This window comes from Aliiglaciecola sp. M165, assembly GCF_007197995.1.
In the GTDB taxonomy this organism is placed as follows: Bacteria; Pseudomonadota; Gammaproteobacteria; order Enterobacterales; family Alteromonadaceae; genus Aliiglaciecola.
The window spans coordinates 210,712-229,856 of the sequence record NZ_VKKH01000003.1 but is presented as its reverse complement, the minus strand read 5'-3'; the positions used below and the strand labels follow the sequence as shown (position 1 = coordinate 229,856).

The window sequence follows — 19,145 nt, the reverse complement described above, 5'->3', positions numbered from 1 at the left end:
TAGTTTTATTGATGTTTGGTGTGACTTTACATTAAAAATGATTATGCATTTAGCCGCTATTGTCAATTCTCACTTCTCTTACGCTTTAGCGGCACATGACCGACCTCGACACCTTCTTGCATTCGAACTCGTTTGGCGGGTTTTTCGCTATTTTGCGGCTTACGCTTTTTCTTGGGCTTGGACCCTTTAGGGTTTGCTGGTGAACTGGTGCGTTCTTTTAACCCTTTAAATTTAGCTTCAAGGCCTTCCAATTCACTAAATTCAATCGATTGCTGTAAGAAGCGCTTAATCGCTTTAAAGCTATTCCAATCTTTAGGGCCGACGAAAGAAATCGCACTTCCTTGATTACCGGCTCGACCCGTTCGACCGATCCGGTGTACATATTCATCCGCTAGTTTAGGTAGATCAAAGTTAATCACCCAAGCTACTTTAAGTAAGTCTAAGCCTCTCGAGGCTACATCTGTTGTCACCAACACTTGGTGTTGTCCGCGGCTAAACGCATTCATTATATTACTGCGCTGCGATTGAGTTAATTCTGCACTGAGTGCAACGCTGTCAAAACCCTGCTCGTTAATGTGTGTAGAGAGTTTTTCAGTGTCTTCTCGTGTTGCAGTAAAAACGATGACTTGTTTATTTTGTGTGGTGTTTAACACCGCCAGTAACTGCTTGATTTTGTGATCGAGATGATCTGAAAAATAGAAGGTTTGATTAATATCTTTGTGCTGCTCATTGCCTTTACCAACGCTTATACGCATGGGGGCTTTGAGGATCTGTTGTGTCAAAGAATGCAGCGACGCCGAATCTAATGTGGCTGAAAACATCATAGTTTGACGTTTCCGGTGATCGGCAAAGCGGTCGATCATACGAAGTTGTTCTGCGAATCCGAGATCAAGCATTCTATCGGCTTCATCAAAGATGAGTAACTCTAAACCATTGAGGAACAGGCTTTTGTCTTTTATATGGTCAGCCACTCGACCAGCTGTGCCAACAACAAATTGAGGGCGACGTTTTAATGCTTTTACCTGATCATTAAAGTTTTCACCACCAAGAATAAGGGTTGCAGACACGGGAAGCCCTGAAATCAGCCACTTAAGCTGCATAAATACTTGCTTGGCTAACTCTCTAGTGGGCGCCAGGATCAATACTCTCGCATCTTTAGAACTTAGTGGTTTTGTTTTTAATACTCGATGCAGAGCAGGAATAAGAAATGCAAGGGTCTTTCCCGAACCTGTTTTTGACGAGGCCAGCAAATCTTTACCCATTAACGCGTGCCCAATGGCAAGCGCCTGGATCTCAGTTGGCTCAGTAAAGTTCTTTAGCGTTAGGGCTTTGATGATCCGGTGATCAAGGGCAAAATCATTAAAAAGCAATATTCACTACTTAGTTAGTTGAGGTGTCTTTATCTTTTGATTTTAACACAGCTAAATAGTTATCTTGGGAATACTTTTGCCAATCGCACATCGAAAATTGTTGAACAAGTACTCCATTATAACGCTGGTTCTGTGCATTGGTGGGGAGTGAAATCTGATATTCGATTCCAGCTAACAGCGGCTGCAGTAGGCCGTGAATGCCTTTGTCGTTTACTAATGGTAAATTGCCAGCGATGATTTGATGAGCGTTTTCCAACGTACTCGGAGCAACTTGCACTTGGTGAACAGCTTGTAATATTTTGAAGTATGCTTCACGTGCAGAATCTTTGCCCGGAATAAGTAACCGTTTAACCCTTGACTGTAAGCGTTGGAAAAGTAGTGTTTCGTTTTGATACAAAAAGCTTAGTAACAAGTTATTTGCTGTCAGTACTTCACCAGAGCGCCTGTTCAAATATTGATTCATCTCCAGTGCCTTGGCAAAGTGCTGTTGCGCATCCTTATATCGTTGTTCTGTTATTGCAAGGGTACCCAAGTTGTTTTCAATGATGGCTAAAAACTCATACTCTTCTAATTCAACTGCCAGTTCTTTTGCCGCAGTATACATGTTGTTTGAGTAAACAAGGTTTCCTAGATTGCGTTCTACAACACCTAAATTAATCATCGCTATGACTTTGTCCTTGGGTGAGTCACTATAATCAATACTGCACAGGTAGCCAGCTTTAGCCGCAGTTAAATGTCCGCTGCGTCTCATCCAAACACCGAGTCCTCTCAAAATTTTGGCCAAATGTTGATTAAAATACTCCGTTTCTTTTAATTCTGATAAGGCATAGAGCGATTGGTTGAGCAAATCAAGATCGGATACTTGAATCGCAGACAACATTGCAGTGAGGTGCCATGCTGATGCCTGCTCAGGTGTAGCGATTGCCAATAATGGACTGTTGTTTTCTAACAAAGAAATGGTTTTCTCAGGTAGAACCCGTAAATGATCCTCTGCTTCATTAATAACGTGTTCTATTCGATCGATGGACGAAACATCTTGATAATGCGAGTGAGAATTGACACTAATCATCCCGATCAGCGAAAGTAAGAGAAATCCTTTTTTCAAAACAGCTCCGGTCAACATATTGTTACCGGAGCATTTTAAAACAGCTTTTGAAGAATGAAAACTAAACTAAAGTCTAATTTTTAGTTTAAAAGGTCATTTCTTTTACATTGTCATTGACAATCAGTTTGCCCGCGGTCTTGCTAGCGACTTCATCAACCGTGACTCCAGGGGCAAGCTCCAGTAAATGGAAGGCACCGTCCTTGACTTCTACAACCGCTAAATCAGTGATAATTTTATTGATGCAGTTCACGCCGGTCAGGGGCAATGTACAAGCTTCAAGAAGCTTCGAATTTCCGTGTTTGTCTGCGTGAGTCATGGTGACGATAATGTTTTTAGCACCTGCGACAAGATCCATTGCACCGCCCATGCCTTTGACTAACTTTCCGGGGATCATCCATGACGCAATACTACCGTTAACGTCCACCTCAAAGGCGCCAAGTACGGTAAAATCTACGTGACCGCCACGGATCATGGCAAAACTCTCGGCTGAGCTGAATATTGACGCACCCGTCACAGACGTGACCGTTTCTTTACCCGCATTGATCATGTCAGCATCAAGTTGCTCTTCTGTTGGATAAGGTCCCATACCGAGTAAGCCATTTTCAGATTGCAACATAACTGAAATATCTTCAGGGACAAAGTTCGCAGCCAATGTTGGGATGCCTATGCCCAGATTCACATAATCGCCATCTTTGAATTCTTTAGCTACGCGCATGGCGATTTGGTCTCTTGTTAAAGCCATTATTTGTCTCCTTCTGATTTAGACAAAACTCGACGCTCTATGCGCTTTTCAAACTGACCTTGAATGATACGGTCCACGTAGATGCCAGGCGTATGAATTTGGCTAGGCGGAATGGCGCCAGGAGGCACGATTTCTTCAACCTCTACAACGGTAATTTTCCCTGCGGTTGCCGCCATAGGGTTGAAATTTTGTGCGGTATGACGGTAGATACAATTACCAAATACATCAGCTTTATAGGCTTTAACGATGGCAAAGTCGCCAGTGATTGCCTCTTCAAGAATGTACGGGCGCCCATTAAATTCTTTGACTTCTTTACCTTCTCCGACCGGTGTACCGTATCCTGTTGCCGTGTAAAAACCGGGGATGCCAGCTCCGCCTGCACGCATTTTTTCAGCAAGTGTACCTTGAGGGGTAAGCTCAACCTCTAATTCGCCATTGAGTAATTGCTTTTCAAACAACGCATTTTCGCCAACATACGAGGAGATCATTTTGCGAATTTGTTTATCTTCCAAAAGCAGTCCGAGGCCAAAACCATCGACCCCACAATTATTCGATACAACTGTGAGATCTTTAGTCGCCATTTTTTTGATTTGCGCGATTAACCCTTCAGGGATCCCGCACAAGCCAAAACCACCAGCAATGACGGTCATTCCATCTTCCAGCCCGGCCATCGCCTCTTCATAACTGGTGACGATTTTATTAAATCCGCTCATGTTCGCTCCAATGTAAAATTTCACAAAGTATTAACGTTTATGTTATTAAAGTAAAATTGATTTAATGTCATTATTAATAAAAATAATTAATAAATAGCAACAAACGATGAAAGGTATATTTTGCTCTCATACAAACAATTACAAGCTTTTGTGACGCTTGCCCAATCCAATACTTTCGCTGAAGCGGCTGAAAAAATTCATTTGTCACAACCCGCGTTGTCCAGTTCGATTAAAAAACTCGAACAGCAACTTGGTGGAGAGCTATTCTCTCGCACCACCAGAAAGGTCGCACTGAGTAAAGAAGGGGCTGAGTTTGTGCCCGTAGCAATGCGGCTAATTCATGATTGGGATTCTTCTTTAGCGGATATGCGTGACTTATTTGCTATGCAACGAGGGAAACTTACGCTCGCGGCAATGCCTTCTTTTGCCAATAGTATATTGCCAAAAATTGTTAAATCCTTCCATCAGCAGTGGCACGGAATTAACTTAACGATCAGAGATGTGGTCATGGAGGATGTGATCAACTTAGTGAGAGTAGGGCGGGCAGAGATTGGATTTTCTTTTGAAACAGAGCAACTGGACGGCCTGGTGTTTAAAACCTTAATGACCAATGAGTTCATCGCTGTTTTTGCCCCGCAGCATCCACTTGCACAAAGAGACACCGTTAGTTGGCACGAAATAGCTCAGTATCACTTTGTGGCAATGAATAGAGGTTCCAGTATTAGACTTTGGATTGAACAGTTTACTCGACAACACGATTTACGGCTAAATATCGTAGTAGAAGCTAATCAGCTATCGACAGTCGGGGAGTTTGTTAAGACTGACATGGGAGTGTCAGTGGTTCCTGGAATATGCCAGCAACAGTTTTCTCAAAGTGGTTTGGCTTGCGTAGCAATTGAGGGAGTCAACTTAAGCAGAAAAATAGGCATGCTAAAAACCCACAGAAAATCCTTGTCGGTTCCTGCAAAAGCAATGTGGGAAAGTATCTTGGAAAATCACCTAGGGAATTAATAACCAGTTACAACAAAAAACAATCAAATAAACCAAGCAAATTACCATTTTTTCTTTGGTGCAAATAATTCGTCCAGCTCGTCACGTTCTTCTTCTTGTTTTTTCGCGCGATCTTGAGCATTTGCATTTTTAAGATTGTCTTGAATAGTTCTGAGTTGCTCGTCTAGTTGTGCTTTGCGTTCGATATTGTATTGGTCAGGCTGAGTTTGTCCTTCAAGCGCCGCAATAGCCTTCTCGAAATATTGCCGCGCTGAGCCCAGCATATTTGACTGTAAAGCCGCATTGCCTCTTTTGGCCAAGGTTTCAACATTTACTCTTAATTGTAACGATGCTAACGCACGGTCTTCGTGGGTAAAAGTCTGCGTATCTACTTTTCCTTTAGCGTGTTCTGAGCGCAATAAGACTCTAAATTTTTTTACTGCCTGAATATATTGGATAACCATTTTATCGCTGTCGGGCAGGCTAAAAGAATCCTGAGAAGGGGATTGCGCATTAATATTTATCATTTTAATGCGTTCTTGGGACTGTTTTATTCGCTGACGAATCTCTGGTATTGAGGGGTTTAATTCAAAAATAACCTTCAACGCATTGAGCACTCGGGTGTGCAGAATAGCAATAAGTTTTTGCGACACAGGGATTGTATCAATAGTCATCAATACGTTCTCTGTTTCATCAATCACCGACTTTTGTTTCGCGATTTCAGTTCGTCTTTCCGCTTCAATTTTTTCTCGGTGTTGCTGCAAAGCGTTGACAACAATCGCCACGACAACCAAAGAAACAATTAAAATTATAATTATAGGAAAAATCATCTAACCATACAGTCCTGTTCTATCGACTCGCAATTGAAAAAACGCCTTATGTTACGGTAATTTAAGCGTAAATACACTTCCACCCAATTTACCACCATTCGCCAACTCGATGAAGCCACGTTTGTCACCACGTCGATGCGCTCCGGCGATCATCCGGGCAAAAAATAACCCCAAGCCCGTTCGTCCCTCACTTATTTTCACGTTTTGCATATCGATATCATTAGATTTAAGCATGCTTGGAGGATAACCCTGACCATCGTCTTCAATTCGAATACAAAGCCAATCGTCCTCCGCATACGCACTAATCAAAAGTTTACTGTTACCATATCGCATGGCATTGACCAGTATATCGTTAAGCAAAAGTGTTATGAGTTCGATATCGAAGTATTTGACCAGATCAGGCGATTGCTCGATTTCTAAGGTCATATTTTTGTGCCCTAAATAGTGTTCGTGGGCAATAAAAACATTGTCTAGCAAGTCTTCGATAAAACACTCATCTTCATTTATCGGCAGGTTTTCCAATTCCGCCCTATATAATGACAAAAGTTGCACAAGTCCGGTATTTAGCCGAGAAGATTCATAGTGGGCAGTGGACAAAAATGCGTTAGCTTTAGGGTTGTTTTTGTCTATACACGTATTTAATCCATCAATGGACTGTTTGAGCAAATTCAAAGAGCTTTTCATGTCGTGAACAGCGGAGGCCAATACAGTAGAAAAATCGATATCTTGTTTTGTTTCTTTTGTCATTTTTCACAAAGCCTTATCGCTGTTTTGAGTCACCAGTATCTCCGAAGATGCAGAAATTTGCCAAAAAAACTGTTGAAACATCAAGAAAATTTCCACTTTTGTTAAAATTTAATGGAATTAATTTCCGCTTAGGTATATATATTTTGAATATATGTATTTTCCAAAAAGGCATTTGGTTACCAGAAATGAAATTACAACAACTGCGATATATTGTTGAAGTCTTAAATAATAATTTGAACGTGTCCGCAACAGCGGAAAATCTTTATACTTCTCAACCTGGGATCAGCAAACAAGTTCGCATGCTTGAAGATGAACTTGGTGTTCAGATTTTTGGTCGCAGTGGCAAGCATTTAACCCATGTTACCGATGCAGGTCAGGACGTTATCAATATTTCCCGAGAAATCTTGGCAAAAGTAGAGAGTATCAAGGCAGTCGCGAGAGAGCACACACTTCCAGATCAAGGTAAGCTAAATATCGCAACAACTCATACTCAAGCTAGGTACGCGTTACCTGAGGTCATTAAAGGCTTTATGGGTAAATATGAGAAAGTGTCATTGCACATGCACCAAGGTACGCCATCGCAAATCAGTGACCTTGCCGCTAAAGGCGAAGCGGATTTCGCAATCGCTACAGAAGCATTGCATTTATACAATGATTTAGTGATGTTGCCTTGTTATCACTGGAATCGAAGTATTATTGTAAATCGTGAGCATCCCCTTGCGAAGAAAACCTCTATTACTATTAAAGATATTGCTGAATTCCCGTTAGTTACCTACGTATTTGGTTTTACTGGGCGCTCTGAGTTAGATCAAGCCTTTGACCGAGCCGGTTTAGAACCTAAAATCGTCTTTACTGCAACCGATGCTGACGTGATTAAAACCTACGTCAGACTGGGTGTTGGCATAGGTGTAATTGCTTCGATGGCGATCGATGACAAACTAGATAATGATTTAGTTAAAATCGATGCGAGTCACCTATTTGATTACAGCACTACTAAAATTGGTTTCAGGAAAGGGTCATTCTTACGCAGCTACATGTATGAATTTATTGAACGCTTTGCACCACATTTGACAAAAGATGTGGTGGAAAGAGCGATGATGCAAAAGAACAACGACGAAGTGGAAAAAATGTTTAAGGGACTCACTTTGCCCGTTAAATAAACGAGCAAAGGGGAAATTATAAGATTTTGCCTGATTTTTTAGCATTCAATAATGTTTACAGCTAGACCGCCTCGTGCGGTCTCTTTGTATTTAGACTTCATGTCGTTGCCAGTATCCCACATGGTTTTTATTACTTTATCCAAGGACACCTTATGCTGACCCGATCCTCTCAGTGCTAATCGAGATGCATTGATCGCTTTAATCGCTCCCATTGCGTTTCTTTCGATGCAAGGAACTTGGACTAGTCCGCCAACAGGATCACAGGTGAGTCCTAAATTATGTTCCATGCCAATTTCAGCTGCATTTTCAACAGCGTCAACTGAGCCCCCGATAATTTCAGTTAATGCGCCTGCGGCCATTGAGCAGGCAACGCCCACTTCGCCCTGACAACCGACTTCTGCACCTGAAATTGACGCATTCTTTTTGTACAAAATGCCTATGGCCGCAGCGGTTAGTAAATATCTGGCGGCGGTATGTTTTTCAACTTTTCTCACGAATTTATCGAAATAGCACAACACGGCAGGAATGATCCCTGCTGCGCCATTGGTAGGAGCGGTAACCACTCTCCCACCTGCGGCATTTTCTTCGTTCACCGCTAATGCAAACAAATTAACCCAATCCATAGCCTGCATTGGGTCTGCAGTTTGTTCCGTCTCAAGTCGACGATAGAGAGCTGGCGCTCTGCGGGTAACTTTTAATCCACCAGGTAAAATCCCCTCGGTGTGAATTCCGTTGTTAACCGATTCCAGCATCACCTGCCAAATCTCCCACAATTTTTCTACTACTTCACTTTTGGGTTGCACCGTGGCTTCGTTTTCTAACATCAACGCGCTGATACTAAGCCCGTGTTCTTTGCACTTTTGAACCAATTCATTGGCAGTTGAAAAAGAGTAAGGCAAAGGTTTTTGTTCTTTTTCCAATGAACGGTTTTTAACTGACTGAAAATCTTCTTCTTTAACAATAAAACCGCCACCAATGGAGTAGTAAGTTTGCGAAAGCACTAGTTCTTCTTGCTTGAATGCATGCAGCGTCATTCCATTGGAATGCAGTGGTAAGGTTTTCCGACGGTGAAAGACAATTGCGCCTTGTTTAGGAAATGCAACCCTGTGTTGTTGATTAAGATCGATTTTTTGCGTTGACTCTATTTGTGTCAAATAACCTTCTACCAAACTGACGTCGATGGTTTCCGGTTCCAAACCTAGTAAGCCAAGAATAACGGCTTTACCCGTTCCATGACCTTTACCTGTTTGTCCAAGTGACCCAAACAATTCTACAGTGACCCGATCTACAGTGTTCAGTTGATGATTCAATTCTAAATGATCGCAAAATGATTTCGCCGCACGCATTGGCCCAACCGTGTGTGAGCTGGATGGACCAATACCGATACTGAACATGTCAAATACGCTTATCACTGAAGTTTCTCATTAAGTTTTAAAGTAGGGCGCTACTATGAGCATAGTTAAATCCTTGGGCAAGGAAAAGTCGCTGTGAATGAAAAAATTAGTGGGGGCAGAGCGTAAAGAAAACTTGATAGTTGCTCTGACCTTCTAGTTCAATTGATATGATCTGAAAGAAGCCGCACAAATGCCGCAGTCGCTCCCCAAATCGTTTTGTCCTGCCATGGTATAAAGTAGACCGGATGACGGTGGCCGCCGCGCTTTACCCAATGAATTAAATGCTGATTTTTATCAAGCAAATGTGACAAGGGAACTTCAAAAACATTATCGACCTCGTTTTTATCTAACTTCAAGGTAAATTGTGGCGTGACAAAGCTAACAAAAGGCGTCACCTCAAACCGGCTAATGGTGCGAAATTTCGGTAACCTTCCTACGACGTCTATGAGTTGCGAGGAAATTCCAATTTCTTCTTCGGTTTCGCGTAAAGCGGTATGGAGTAAATTGTGATCGGATTTTTCTTGTTTGCCACCAGGAAAACTCACTTGTCCAGGATGATGTTTTAAATGTTTTGCCCGTTGGGTGAATAACACTGTCAGTTCATCGGCTCGCTCAATGATTGGGATCAATACCGCAGCAGGTTTACCTGCTTCCTTTAGTGGAAAATCTTTTGCAGCACTTACTTGCCTGGCATGTTGAAAGCGGCCAAGAAAGGTCTGCCTATCCATTACAACCGTTCCAGAATGGGTAAAATTTTTGAGACTTTATCCAGCGATTCCTGGTATTCATCTTCCGATGTCGAATCCAGTACAATGCCTCCACCAGCCCAGCAATACATTGTATCGTTTTCGCATAACAGTGTACGTATACATATATTGGTATCCATATTGCCCAACACATCAATATAACCAATGCTACCACAGTATATGTTGCGCCTATTTGGCTCTAATTCATCGATAATTTCCATTGCACGAACTTTGGGCGCACCTGTTATTGATCCACCGGGGAAAGCACCTTGCAAAAGGTCATAGGCATCAAAATTATCATCTAATTGCCCGGTAACTGTGCTCACCAAATGGTGAACAGCTTCGAAACTCTCGACTTCGAATAGTTGCGGAACATCAATGGTTCCTGGTGCACAGCTCCGGCTTAGATCATTTCTTAGCAAGTCGACAATCATTAAATTTTCAGCTTTGTCCTTGGGAGACGACTGAAGAAGGGTTATTTGCTCCTGATCTTTTACTTTATTGTCAACAAAGCGTGGTCGTGTGCCCTTAATAGGCTGAGTTTTGACCTTTTTGTCATTCAATGAGATGAATCGCTCAGGAGAAATGCTCAGTATCACACTTTCATCAAGTCGAATGAATGCCGAGAAAGGCGCTTGATTTGCTTTTCGCAAAGACAAATAGGCCGACCATTCGCTGCCCTGATATTGAGCGCTAAAGCGTTGCGCAAAATTAACCTGATAACAATCACCAGCGCGCAAATATTTATGCACTTTGTCGAGGCTTTGTTGATAGCGTGTTTTGTCCATGTTTGCTTGCCAACTGGTCGACAAACAAAAATTTGAATCCGAATAGTGCAACTTTGCATTAACCAGGCTTTCGATATCGTCTGCGCTTGGGTTATCAAAACCGGGTAATTCAACCAAATAAAAAACGCCTTTTACATTGTCTTTTACAACACACCACGTGTACAAACCAATGGCCATGTCTGGCGTTGAATAGCTATGTTCAGATGAATCGGGCAAGTTTTCAAAGCATCGTCCCAAATCATACCCAAAATAGCCGGCCGCACCGCAATGAAAAGGTAAGTGAATGCCAGGGTTGTTATCCTGTAAAGGGAGCGAATCACTGTCGCCTAATACCCGCTTCATAAGTGACCTTACTATACTCAGCGGGTTACCTTGGCAGCGGATGTCTTGTTGGCCGTTCTCTGAAATTTGACAATCTGTTCCAAAGGCAACGATTGTTGCCATTGGCGCAGCAACAAAAAAATCAAATCGCGCGTTAACGTGGGAACTATTGGCAGAATCAAGCAACATAGACCAGGGTCTATTAGCGTAAACGGCGAACAATTCGGTGATATCAGTTTCTTTGGGTATAGCAAGTGTTTGGATTTGGACGCTTTTACTCACAGTATCTCGCATTAAAATTTGACCAACATACGAAAATTAGCAGTGTTTTACGATGGAGCAATTGTTAACATGAGGGTATCATAATGTCGTTATTCTAACGACACAAATAATTGAAAGAGGCACCTATGGCACTCATTCGCCAGCAAGATTTTATCGATAGCATTGAAGATGCATTGCAGTTTATTTCTTATTATCACCCGCTTGATTACGTCAAAGCCGTAGAGAAAGCATACAATCAAGAGCAAAGTCAGGCAGCCAAAGACGCCATGGCACAAATCTTAATCAATTCAAGGATGTCAGCGGAAGGGAAACGTCCGCTTTGTCAGGACACTGGTATTGTCACCTGCTTCGTTAAAATTGGTATGGCAGTGCAGTGGGATAAAACCGATATGACGGTTCAGCAAATGGTCGATGAAGGCACACGTCGTGCTTACCTGAATCCAGATAATCCGCTTAGGGCATCAATTGTTTCTGATCCCGCGGGTAGCCGCACAAATACTAAAGATAATACGCCTGCCGTTGTGCACATCGACACCGTTGCAGGTGATCAGATTGAAGTCATGATAGCCGCTAAGGGTGGCGGTTCTGAAAATAAATCAAAAATGGTGATGTTAAATCCCAGCGATGATATTGCTGAATGGGTAGTCAAGACACTACCTACCATGGGAGCTGGTTGGTGCCCACCTGGAATGTTGGGGTTAGGCATAGGTGGTACGGCGGAAAAAGCTGCAGTGCTAGCTAAAGAAAGTTTGATGGATCCGGTCGATATTCAAGAGTTGATGGAGCGCGGTGCACAAACCACTGAAGAGAAATTGCGCTTAGACATTTTCAAAAAAGTTAACGATTTGGGTATTGGTGCTCAGGGGTTAGGTGGGCTCACCACCGTTGTTGATGTGAAAATCAAATCTGTTCCCACCCACGCCGCATCTAAACCTGTGGCAATGATCCCTAATTGTGCGGCTACGCGTCATGCACATTTTCATTTAGACGGCTCTGGGCCTGCTGAATTTGCGCCACCTAAATTAGAAGACTGGCCCGATATCACATGGGAAGTCGGTGCGGATACTCGCAGAGTTAACCTCGATACGCTTAGTAAAGAAGATATTCAAGAGTGGAAAGTCGGCGAAACTGTTCTGTTGTCAGGCAAGATGCTGACAGGGCGCGACGCTGCACACAAGCGCATTCAATCTATGCTCGCCAATGGTGAAGGCATGCCTGAAGGTGTCGATTTAACCAATCGATTCATCTATTACGTTGGTCCGGTTGATGCTGTTGGTGATGAAGTTGTAGGGCCTGCTGGTCCAACAACGGCAACACGAATGGATAAATTCACTGATATGATGCTCGAGCAAACAGGATTGATTGGCATGATCGGTAAAGCTGAGCGCGGTCCCGCTACGGTTGAAAGCATTGCTAAGCATAAAGCCGTATATTTAATGGCGGTAGGCGGCGCGGCGTATTTGGTTTCCAAAGCCATTAAAAAATCCAAAGTTGTGGCCTTTGAAGACTTAGGTATGGAAGCAATTTATGAATTTGAAGTTGAAGATATGCCTGTCACTGTCGCGGTTGACAGCACTGGCGCTAACGCGCATCAGACCGGTCCTGCCATATGGAAAGCCAAAATCGAAGATTTAAACAAGGCGTTGCAACCGTCTTAATCGCTCGATTTTCGATGGCATCGCAAAGCGTTTGCGATGCCGTCACGCTTAACAAACCCTATTAAAATAAGAAGACTAAATGTTAGAACTGAGTAACGAACAGCTGTTTGCTTTAATCGCTATAGGCATGGCTGCTTTTTTTGTCGGGATGCTGGTGAACGGAGTGTTCAGCCGCAAAAAAATGGCAGAACAAACCAAGCAATTAAATGAAGAGTTTGAGCAAAAGATTCAGCTCTTATTGGAACAGGCGAACGAACTCAAAGAACATAGTGCTGTATTACAACAAAAAGTTGAAGACGCACATCAACAGCAATTACTCGCGCAAAAACAACTTGGCGAGTTAGAACAAAAGAATCTTCAAATTAAGCAAATTCAGCAACAAGTTGAAAATTGGCAAAATAAAGCTCAACAAGCGCAAGACAAAGCCAATCAATATTACGCTCAGCTTGAATCGCAATCAGCGGGTTTTGCGCAAGAACGTATTTCTTTACAGGAGAAACTCGAGTTATTGACGACTTCTGAACAGCGTTTGCAAGAGCAATTTGAAAATTTAGCCAACAAAATATTCGAACAAAAACATGAGAAGTTTACCCAAACTAGCAAAGCGGGTCTTGATGCGTTATTGACACCGCTCAAAGACCAAATTGAGGGCTTTAAAAAACAAGTCACCGATCAATATGTGAAAGAAGGGCAGGAACGGGCGTCATTAAAAACCGAAATATTAGGATTAAAAGAGCTTAACCAGCAAATTACTCAGGAAGCTTCCGCACTAACCAAAGCCTTAAAAGGTGATAACAAACAGCAAGGAAATTGGGGGGAGGTTGTGCTTGAACGGATCCTGACTGAATCAGGATTGCGAGATGGGCATGAGTTTGAAACCCAGGTTTCGTTGAAAAACGAGGCAGGCAAAAGCTATCAACCAGATGTGGTTGTGCATCTTCCCAATGACAAAGATATTGTCATAGATTCGAAGGTCTCACTGGCCCACTACGAACGTTATTTTAATCAGCAAGATGATGATGATGCCCGGAAACAGCATTTAAATGCCCATGTTGCATCGGTCAAACAGCATATTAAAGATTTAGGAAAAAAGGATTATCAAGACTTAAAAGGCTTGCGTACGCTTGATTACGTTTTGATGTTTGTACCCATTGAATCGGCGTTCTTGCTAGCCATTGAACATTCCCCTGAATTGGTAAAAACCGCATTGGATAACAATATTATGTTAGTCAGTCCAACCAACTTATTGGTTGCATTGCGCACAATTAACAATATTTGGCAGTACGAATATCAAAACCAAAATGCACAAAAAATTGCCGTGAATGCAGGCAAGTTATACGACAAGTTTCATGGTTTTATTGCTGACATGGAAAAAGTCGGCAAGAGCATTGAGACCAGTGAAAAACACTTTCTTGCAGCGATGAACAAGTTATCTGAAGGGAAGGGTAATTTAGTGCGTCAAGTCGAGCAGTTCAGAGTGTTAGGTGTGCAAAGTAATAAACGGCTCGATAGTGCGCTATTAGAACGGGCCATTGATGAGCAAAGCGCAGTGTTACCTAGCGACGATGAAGCCGCTATGAGCGATGTTATAGACAAGAACGACGTAAAAGAAGCGTCGAAGACTGATTAGTCCTCGACTTTTACTGCCCACATATCATGTTCATCAGCATGGATAATCTGCCCCCAGATTAGATCGCCAGGCTTGACGTCAAATTCGTCGGTTAAGTGGACATTGCCATCAATTTCTGGCGCATCAGCGAAGCAACGTCCTACTGCGCCTTCACTTGTGACTTCGTCAATGAGAATTTGATATTCAAGTCCAATTTTTTGTTGTAATTTTTGCGCACTAATTTGCGATTGGACAGCCATGAATCTCTCGAAACGTTGCTGTTTTACCTCTTCTGACACATGATCGGGCAACTCGTTGGCTTTAGCACCTTCAACTTCGGAGTACTTAAAACAACCTACTCGGTCGAGCTGAGCTTCTTTTAAAAACTCAAGCAGCTCTTCAAACTCTTCCTCGGTTTCGCCTGGAAAGCCAACAATAAAAGTGGAACGAATAATTAATTCTGGACACATTTCGCGCCACTTTTTGATTCGTTCTAGTGTTCGTTCAGCGGCAGCAGGGCGCTTCATGAGTTTGAGGATCCGAGTGTTGGCATGCTGGAAAGGAATATCCAAGTAGGGAAGAACTTTACCTTGTGCCATCAGCGGTATTACTTTATCAACGGAAGGGTAAGGATAAACATAGTGAAGGCGCACCCAAATACCCATTTCTCCCAGTTTTTCACATAATTCTGTCATACCTGTTTTCACTGGCATGCCGTTCCAGAAACCGGTTTTGTTTTTAACATCTACGCCATAGGCGCTGGTATCTTGAGAAATTACCAGCAACTCTCTGACTCCGGCGTTTTTCAAACGCTGTGCTTCATCGAGTATTTCGCCGATAGGACGGCTGACCAAATCGCCACGCATGGATGGGATAATACAAAACGTACAGCGATGATTGCAGCCTTCAGAAATTTTTAAGTATGCATAGTGTTTTGGTGTCAATTTGATACCGTGATCGGGAACTAGCTGAATGAATGGGTCGTGTTGAGGTTTCGGCAAATGTTGGTGAACTTGCTCAACAACGGTTTCATAGGCATGAGGACCCGTTATTGCCAACACATTAGGGTGTACTTCACGAATTTCGTTTTCCTTTACACCAAGGCAACCGGTAACTATCACTTTGCCATTTTCCGCCAAGGCTTCGCCGATGGTGTCTAACGATTCCTCAACGGCGGAATCGATAAAGCCACAGGTGTTAACAATCACCAGTTCAGCATCATTGTATGTAGGTACGACGTCATACCCTTCAGTGCGTAATTGCGTGAGAATACGCTCTGAGTCCACTAGATTTTTTGGACAACCCAGAGATACAAAACCAATTTTTGCGGCTTTATCAGACACCTTGGAAGAATGCTTAGCGTCGTGCTGTAAGACTTTTTTAGGTGATTCCATAGTCGTTGTTTGGCTAGGATCAAATTGATTAACCGTCATGAGGTGCCTTTTTGTTGCCGAATATTGCTGAAAAAATGAACTGAAAATTTACGCGGCTGGATTATACAGTAGTTAGTCCGCTTTTCCAGCCACTACTGTAGAGGTTATATCTGAAAAGGTCGTAATTCTAATCTGGAAAGGCTTACTAGCAAAATGAATACTCAAGGAGAAAAGCCAACAATTTTAGCCTTCACAGCTTTTCAATACGGGTTGATCTTGTACATGACTAGTTAACCTATTACACTTCAGGAACTTGTAATGCACCAAAATCGTTACGATAAATACTTTCTAGTCATTGGTGCCATTTATCGATAGTAATGATGAATTATCCGCAATTTAAGTTTCGTTATCTTCATGTTTTAGTTATCTGTTTTTTATTTGTCTGTTTGCAAGTAATCGCCAACGGACGTGCAGAAGTTGATGCCTTTATTCAACAAACCGATGTCAAAACCTACGACTGTCCCGAAACTGATGCCATTAATGACATAGAACAATTTTTGCAGTTACCTGGGATTAATCAATTGCAAAAACAACAATTAATAGTCAAAAAAACTCACTGGCAAATTTGTCAGGGGAAACATGATGATGCAAAAGAACAGTTACTTGAACTAATAAGCGCTGAAAACGCCCAGCAATCCCATGAATACTTCGCAGAAGCTACCTATCAGCTGGGCTTTATCAATGATGTACAAGAGTCTCCAGAACGTTGTGAGTGGTATCAAAAAGCATTTTCACTTGCGCAGAATAAGTTTACTGATGTCAGCCTTAGTGCCCAACTTGGACTTATCACAATGTGTGAGGCCCAAAATGATGAAGGGATTAAACTAGGGAAAATGTACGAATTAGTTGAACAGTATTCGTCATCTGATGATCTTGCAGCGCTAGCGCACATTCACAACAATATTGGCCTTTTATACGCAGAGCTGGGTCAGCATGCATTGGCGGCAGAACAATATCAAAAGTCATACGAGCTGGGTTTGCAAACCTATACCAGTTCCAATTTGCTTGCCACATTAATCAGTGTTATTTCCTCTAACATGGCCTCTGGTGACTTTGATCAAGCCGCCAAAACAATTGAGGAATTTAAGAAAGTTAACGAGTCAGTCAATACGCCCATATCGAATGTCTGGTTGCATCTTTCAGAAGCTGGCTACCACTACCGTACAGGCAATATGGAACAATTAAGTCGTAGTTTGGCGAAATGGAAAGTCTACTCGTCAGAAATTAACAGTCAGATTTATACTGGACTTTTTCGTTGGTACAGTGCAGTGCTGTGCTTAGCTAATGAAGATCGCCAATGTCTGATAGCGTTTTTAGACGAGGAAGATAAGGCAAGTTCAGGTTATAAGGCGTTTATAAATCGGAACAAAGATTACTCCAAATTTAAAGTCGACGTATATTTGATGTTAGGTGATTTTGAGAATGCGGAATTGGCCTTTAATCAGTTTGCGGAGCTAATGCTAGCCAAGTTTATGCAACAACAAGTTTCCGGAAAAGTACTTGGCGTTGCGAATTTGCATAGCCAGATCAGCACCCTTGAGTCAAATTTACAGGCAACAGAAGCGGACCGAAAACGCTCTATTATACTTGTATCGGCAGTATCGCTGTCGCTTCTGGCTATCTTGCTTTATTGGTTGCGGAGACGTTATGTCAGCGGGCAAAGTTATGATTCTGTTACACAGCTTTTAAACGCAAAAACCGCATTGAACGAAATTCGCCGCGTTCCGTCGCCCTCTAGAGGACGCACCAACGCTTTGGCTTTATTTGATTTAGGAAACTTCCGTGATGTTAATCGCCAACTAGGCGCCACAAAAAGTGATACAGCATTAAACCAAATTGCCAGTACGCTAAGTCAGGTGACAAGGGATAGAGATATTGTTGGACGGTTTGCGCCGGAACAATTTATCGTCTGTTTAACCGATATTGAAGAAGATTCTGCTAAATCGTTTTTTGAACGAATGCAGTTTGCATTGGAAAATACCATTTTAGGTGACGAAGAAAATCAAAACGTCAGCATTCGCTCGAGCATGAGTATCTATGTATCTACTGGCACTTTTGACGATTTAGATGACATTCTGGACGATATGCAGCTCTCGTTAAACCTTGGCTCAGAGCAACAGGTTGCGCACTAGTGTAATGGCAAAATTGTTGTTGCCACTGAATCATTACGATGAATCAGGAAGAATAAAACCTCCCAGGTTTTTTTGGTGGGGCAGTTTGTTTTTGGCCAAAAGCTATTTCATATTTGTATTATCTTTGAGTAACTTTCGTGACTCGGATCAGCTCCTTGAGATCTTTTATCCTGATCAAAATGAATTGTATTTCGGTTTTGCAATAGGGTTGTGGGCCTGTCTAGCAATGGCAATTGTGGCTTACAGGGAAAAATGGTGGGATACACCATGGCATCAACTTCGACTTTGGGTGAAACCGTTATTGTTTATTGCAGTAGGTCTTGATGTTTTGCACCAACTGCAATTGGCAGCGAACGCGGATTGGCAATATTTGTGGCACGTTGCCACATTTCTTCTTATCGATTTTATTATTCTGTATTGGTTGATAAAAAGTCGCCATCTACGTTACATGGTGTCAGACTGGGCGCGCTTGGAGACACGCTAAAGTGTTTAGATGAGCAGCTCTCTTTTATTGCACGTTGTTTTCAAGCGCCTTGTCAAAATAATTCTTCACGCTGATTTGACTATCGTTAACTAAGCGTTGATAGCAGATACCGGCAAATGCATAAGATTTCCCCGCATATTCTAAGACCACATAGGGGGCGTCCTGGTCAGACTCATCATAGCGCCAATGTCCACCGATAGTACTTTTAAAAATCTCACCAACGTAAGCCCCGTAGATATTGCAGATGGTAAAAACAGCGCTATCTTCCAGCGCTTTGTCTTTATACTTTTCTACCCAACTTAAGATAACGTCATCGACCAGCGTAATACTATCGGCTGTTCCATCAAGTTCGACCTTAAATTCTTCGAGGGTGGTTTCAATCGCATTCTGAGCGCTATCTGCCATCAAGTGGTCAAGCTCTTCTTGAGTCATTCGCATAGTATTTCCTACTGATTTTCACTATATATTTAGATTGTGAATGTAATTCTTGCCTTTGTCGAATCGAACCGCTCTATTTTTAGCCGCAATTTTGAAAACCTATCGAGCTACGTTGTTAATTTTATATTAAAGAACGGCTGGCCCTGGCGCGTATTATAGGTATCGGGTTGATCTGCCAAATGTTTAGGTACGTAATATCAACA

At 42.4% G+C, this 19,145-nt stretch carries 17 protein-coding genes; 6 read left to right on the top strand and 11 right to left on the bottom strand.

The window, feature by feature from the left end; genetic code table 11:
* Nucleotides 1-62 precede the first annotated feature (62 nt).
* From FM019_RS06595 to FM019_RS06580, 4 genes are all read right to left on the bottom strand, one after another.
* Nucleotides 63-1,370 carry a DEAD/DEAH box helicase gene (locus FM019_RS06595; RefSeq protein ID WP_143835130.1) on the bottom strand — a complete coding sequence of 436 codons (1,308 nt, stop codon included), beginning with the start codon at nt 1,368-1,370 and terminating at the stop codon, nt 63-65.
* A gap of 10 nt (nt 1,371-1,380) precedes the next feature.
* The gene (locus tag FM019_RS06590) at nt 1,381-2,475 is read right to left on the bottom strand and encodes a tetratricopeptide repeat protein (RefSeq protein WP_143835129.1); all 1,095 of its coding nucleotides are present in this window, start codon (nt 2,473-2,475) and stop codon (nt 1,381-1,383) included.
* Between the two features lie 85 nt (nt 2,476-2,560).
* Nucleotides 2,561-3,217: a CoA transferase subunit B gene (locus tag FM019_RS06585; protein WP_143835128.1), complete on the bottom strand. Its 657-nt coding sequence runs from the start codon at nt 3,215-3,217 to the stop codon at nt 2,561-2,563.
* The gene (locus FM019_RS06580; protein ID WP_143835127.1) at nt 3,217-3,930 is read right to left on the bottom strand and encodes a CoA transferase subunit A; all 714 of its coding nucleotides are present in this window, start codon (nt 3,928-3,930) and stop codon (nt 3,217-3,219) included. Before FM019_RS06580 ends, FM019_RS06585 begins: the two co-directional genes overlap by 1 nt.
* Nucleotides 3,931-4,050: 120 nt before the next feature.
* Between FM019_RS06580 and FM019_RS06575 the strand changes: the two genes are divergently transcribed.
* The gene (locus FM019_RS06575) at nt 4,051-4,941 is read left to right on the top strand and encodes a LysR family transcriptional regulator (RefSeq protein ID WP_260681556.1); all 891 of its coding nucleotides are present in this window, start codon (nt 4,051-4,053) and stop codon (nt 4,939-4,941) included.
* A 41-nt stretch (nt 4,942-4,982) separates the two neighbouring features.
* On the opposite strand, the gene FM019_RS06570 is transcribed toward FM019_RS06575, so the two are convergent.
* Together FM019_RS06570 and FM019_RS06565 are read right to left on the bottom strand one after the other, a co-directional pair.
* Complete coding sequence (locus FM019_RS06570) at nt 4,983-5,750, bottom strand: hypothetical protein (RefSeq protein ID WP_143835125.1); 768 nt, start codon at nt 5,748-5,750, stop codon at nt 4,983-4,985.
* A 51-nt stretch (nt 5,751-5,801) separates the two neighbouring features.
* Nucleotides 5,802-6,497, bottom strand: coding sequence for a sensor histidine kinase (locus FM019_RS06565; protein ID WP_143835124.1), 696 nt, complete (start codon nt 6,495-6,497; stop codon nt 5,802-5,804).
* Nucleotides 6,498-6,682: 185 nt separating this feature from the next.
* Here FM019_RS06565 and cysB point away from each other — a divergent pair, with 185 nt between their 5' ends.
* Nucleotides 6,683-7,657, top strand: a complete 975-nt coding sequence (cysB, locus tag FM019_RS06560) for an HTH-type transcriptional regulator CysB (protein WP_143835123.1) — start codon at nt 6,683-6,685, stop codon at nt 7,655-7,657.
* Between the two features lie 38 nt (nt 7,658-7,695).
* Here the strand turns inward: cysB and FM019_RS06555 are convergent, their stop codons facing one another.
* From FM019_RS06555 to pabB, 3 genes are all read right to left on the bottom strand, one after another.
* The gene (locus FM019_RS06555; RefSeq protein WP_143835122.1) at nt 7,696-9,069 is read right to left on the bottom strand and encodes an L-serine ammonia-lyase; all 1,374 of its coding nucleotides are present in this window, start codon (nt 9,067-9,069) and stop codon (nt 7,696-7,698) included.
* 140 nt (nt 9,070-9,209) lie between these two features.
* On the bottom strand, nt 9,210-9,779 hold the full coding sequence (locus tag FM019_RS06550) for a CoA pyrophosphatase (protein ID WP_143835121.1): 570 nt from the start codon (nt 9,777-9,779) through the stop codon (nt 9,210-9,212).
* Entirely contained in the window at nt 9,779-11,188 is a 1,410-nt protein-coding gene (gene pabB / locus FM019_RS06545) for an aminodeoxychorismate synthase component I (RefSeq protein ID WP_260681555.1), read from the bottom strand. Before pabB ends, FM019_RS06550 begins: the two co-directional genes overlap by 1 nt.
* A 125-nt stretch (nt 11,189-11,313) precedes the next feature.
* Here pabB and FM019_RS06540 point away from each other — a divergent pair, with 125 nt between their 5' ends.
* Both FM019_RS06540 and rmuC read left to right on the top strand, forming a co-directional pair.
* Nucleotides 11,314-12,846 carry a fumarate hydratase gene (locus tag FM019_RS06540; protein ID WP_143835119.1) on the top strand — a complete coding sequence of 511 codons (1,533 nt, stop codon included), beginning with the start codon at nt 11,314-11,316 and terminating at the stop codon, nt 12,844-12,846.
* Nucleotides 12,847-12,925: 79 nt separating this feature from the next.
* On the top strand, nt 12,926-14,476 hold the full coding sequence (gene rmuC, locus FM019_RS06535) for a DNA recombination protein RmuC (RefSeq protein WP_143835118.1): 1,551 nt from the start codon (nt 12,926-12,928) through the stop codon (nt 14,474-14,476).
* On the opposite strand, the gene rimO is transcribed toward rmuC, so the two are convergent.
* On the bottom strand, nt 14,473-15,888 hold the full coding sequence (gene rimO / locus FM019_RS06530; protein WP_143835117.1) for a 30S ribosomal protein S12 methylthiotransferase RimO: 1,416 nt from the start codon (nt 15,886-15,888) through the stop codon (nt 14,473-14,475). The two genes, rmuC and rimO, sit on opposite strands and share 4 nt — an antisense overlap.
* 317 nt (nt 15,889-16,205) lie before the next feature.
* Between rimO and FM019_RS06525 the strand changes: the two genes are divergently transcribed.
* Nucleotides 16,206-18,020: a diguanylate cyclase domain-containing protein gene (locus tag FM019_RS06525; RefSeq protein ID WP_143835116.1), complete on the top strand. Its 1,815-nt coding sequence runs from the start codon at nt 16,206-16,208 to the stop codon at nt 18,018-18,020.
* 4 nt (nt 18,021-18,024) lie between these two features.
* A complete protein-coding gene (locus FM019_RS06520; RefSeq protein WP_143835115.1) occupies nt 18,025-18,504 on the top strand; it encodes a DUF2919 domain-containing protein in 480 nt (159 codons plus the stop codon).
* Nucleotides 18,505-18,528: 24 nt separating this feature from the next.
* Here FM019_RS06520 and FM019_RS06515 read toward each other — a convergent pair whose 3' ends face one another.
* Nucleotides 18,529-18,942 (bottom strand): hypothetical protein, encoded by a 414-nt coding sequence (locus FM019_RS06515; protein WP_143835114.1) that lies wholly within the window; start codon nt 18,940-18,942, stop codon nt 18,529-18,531.
* Nucleotides 18,943-19,145: the final 203 nt, after the last annotated feature.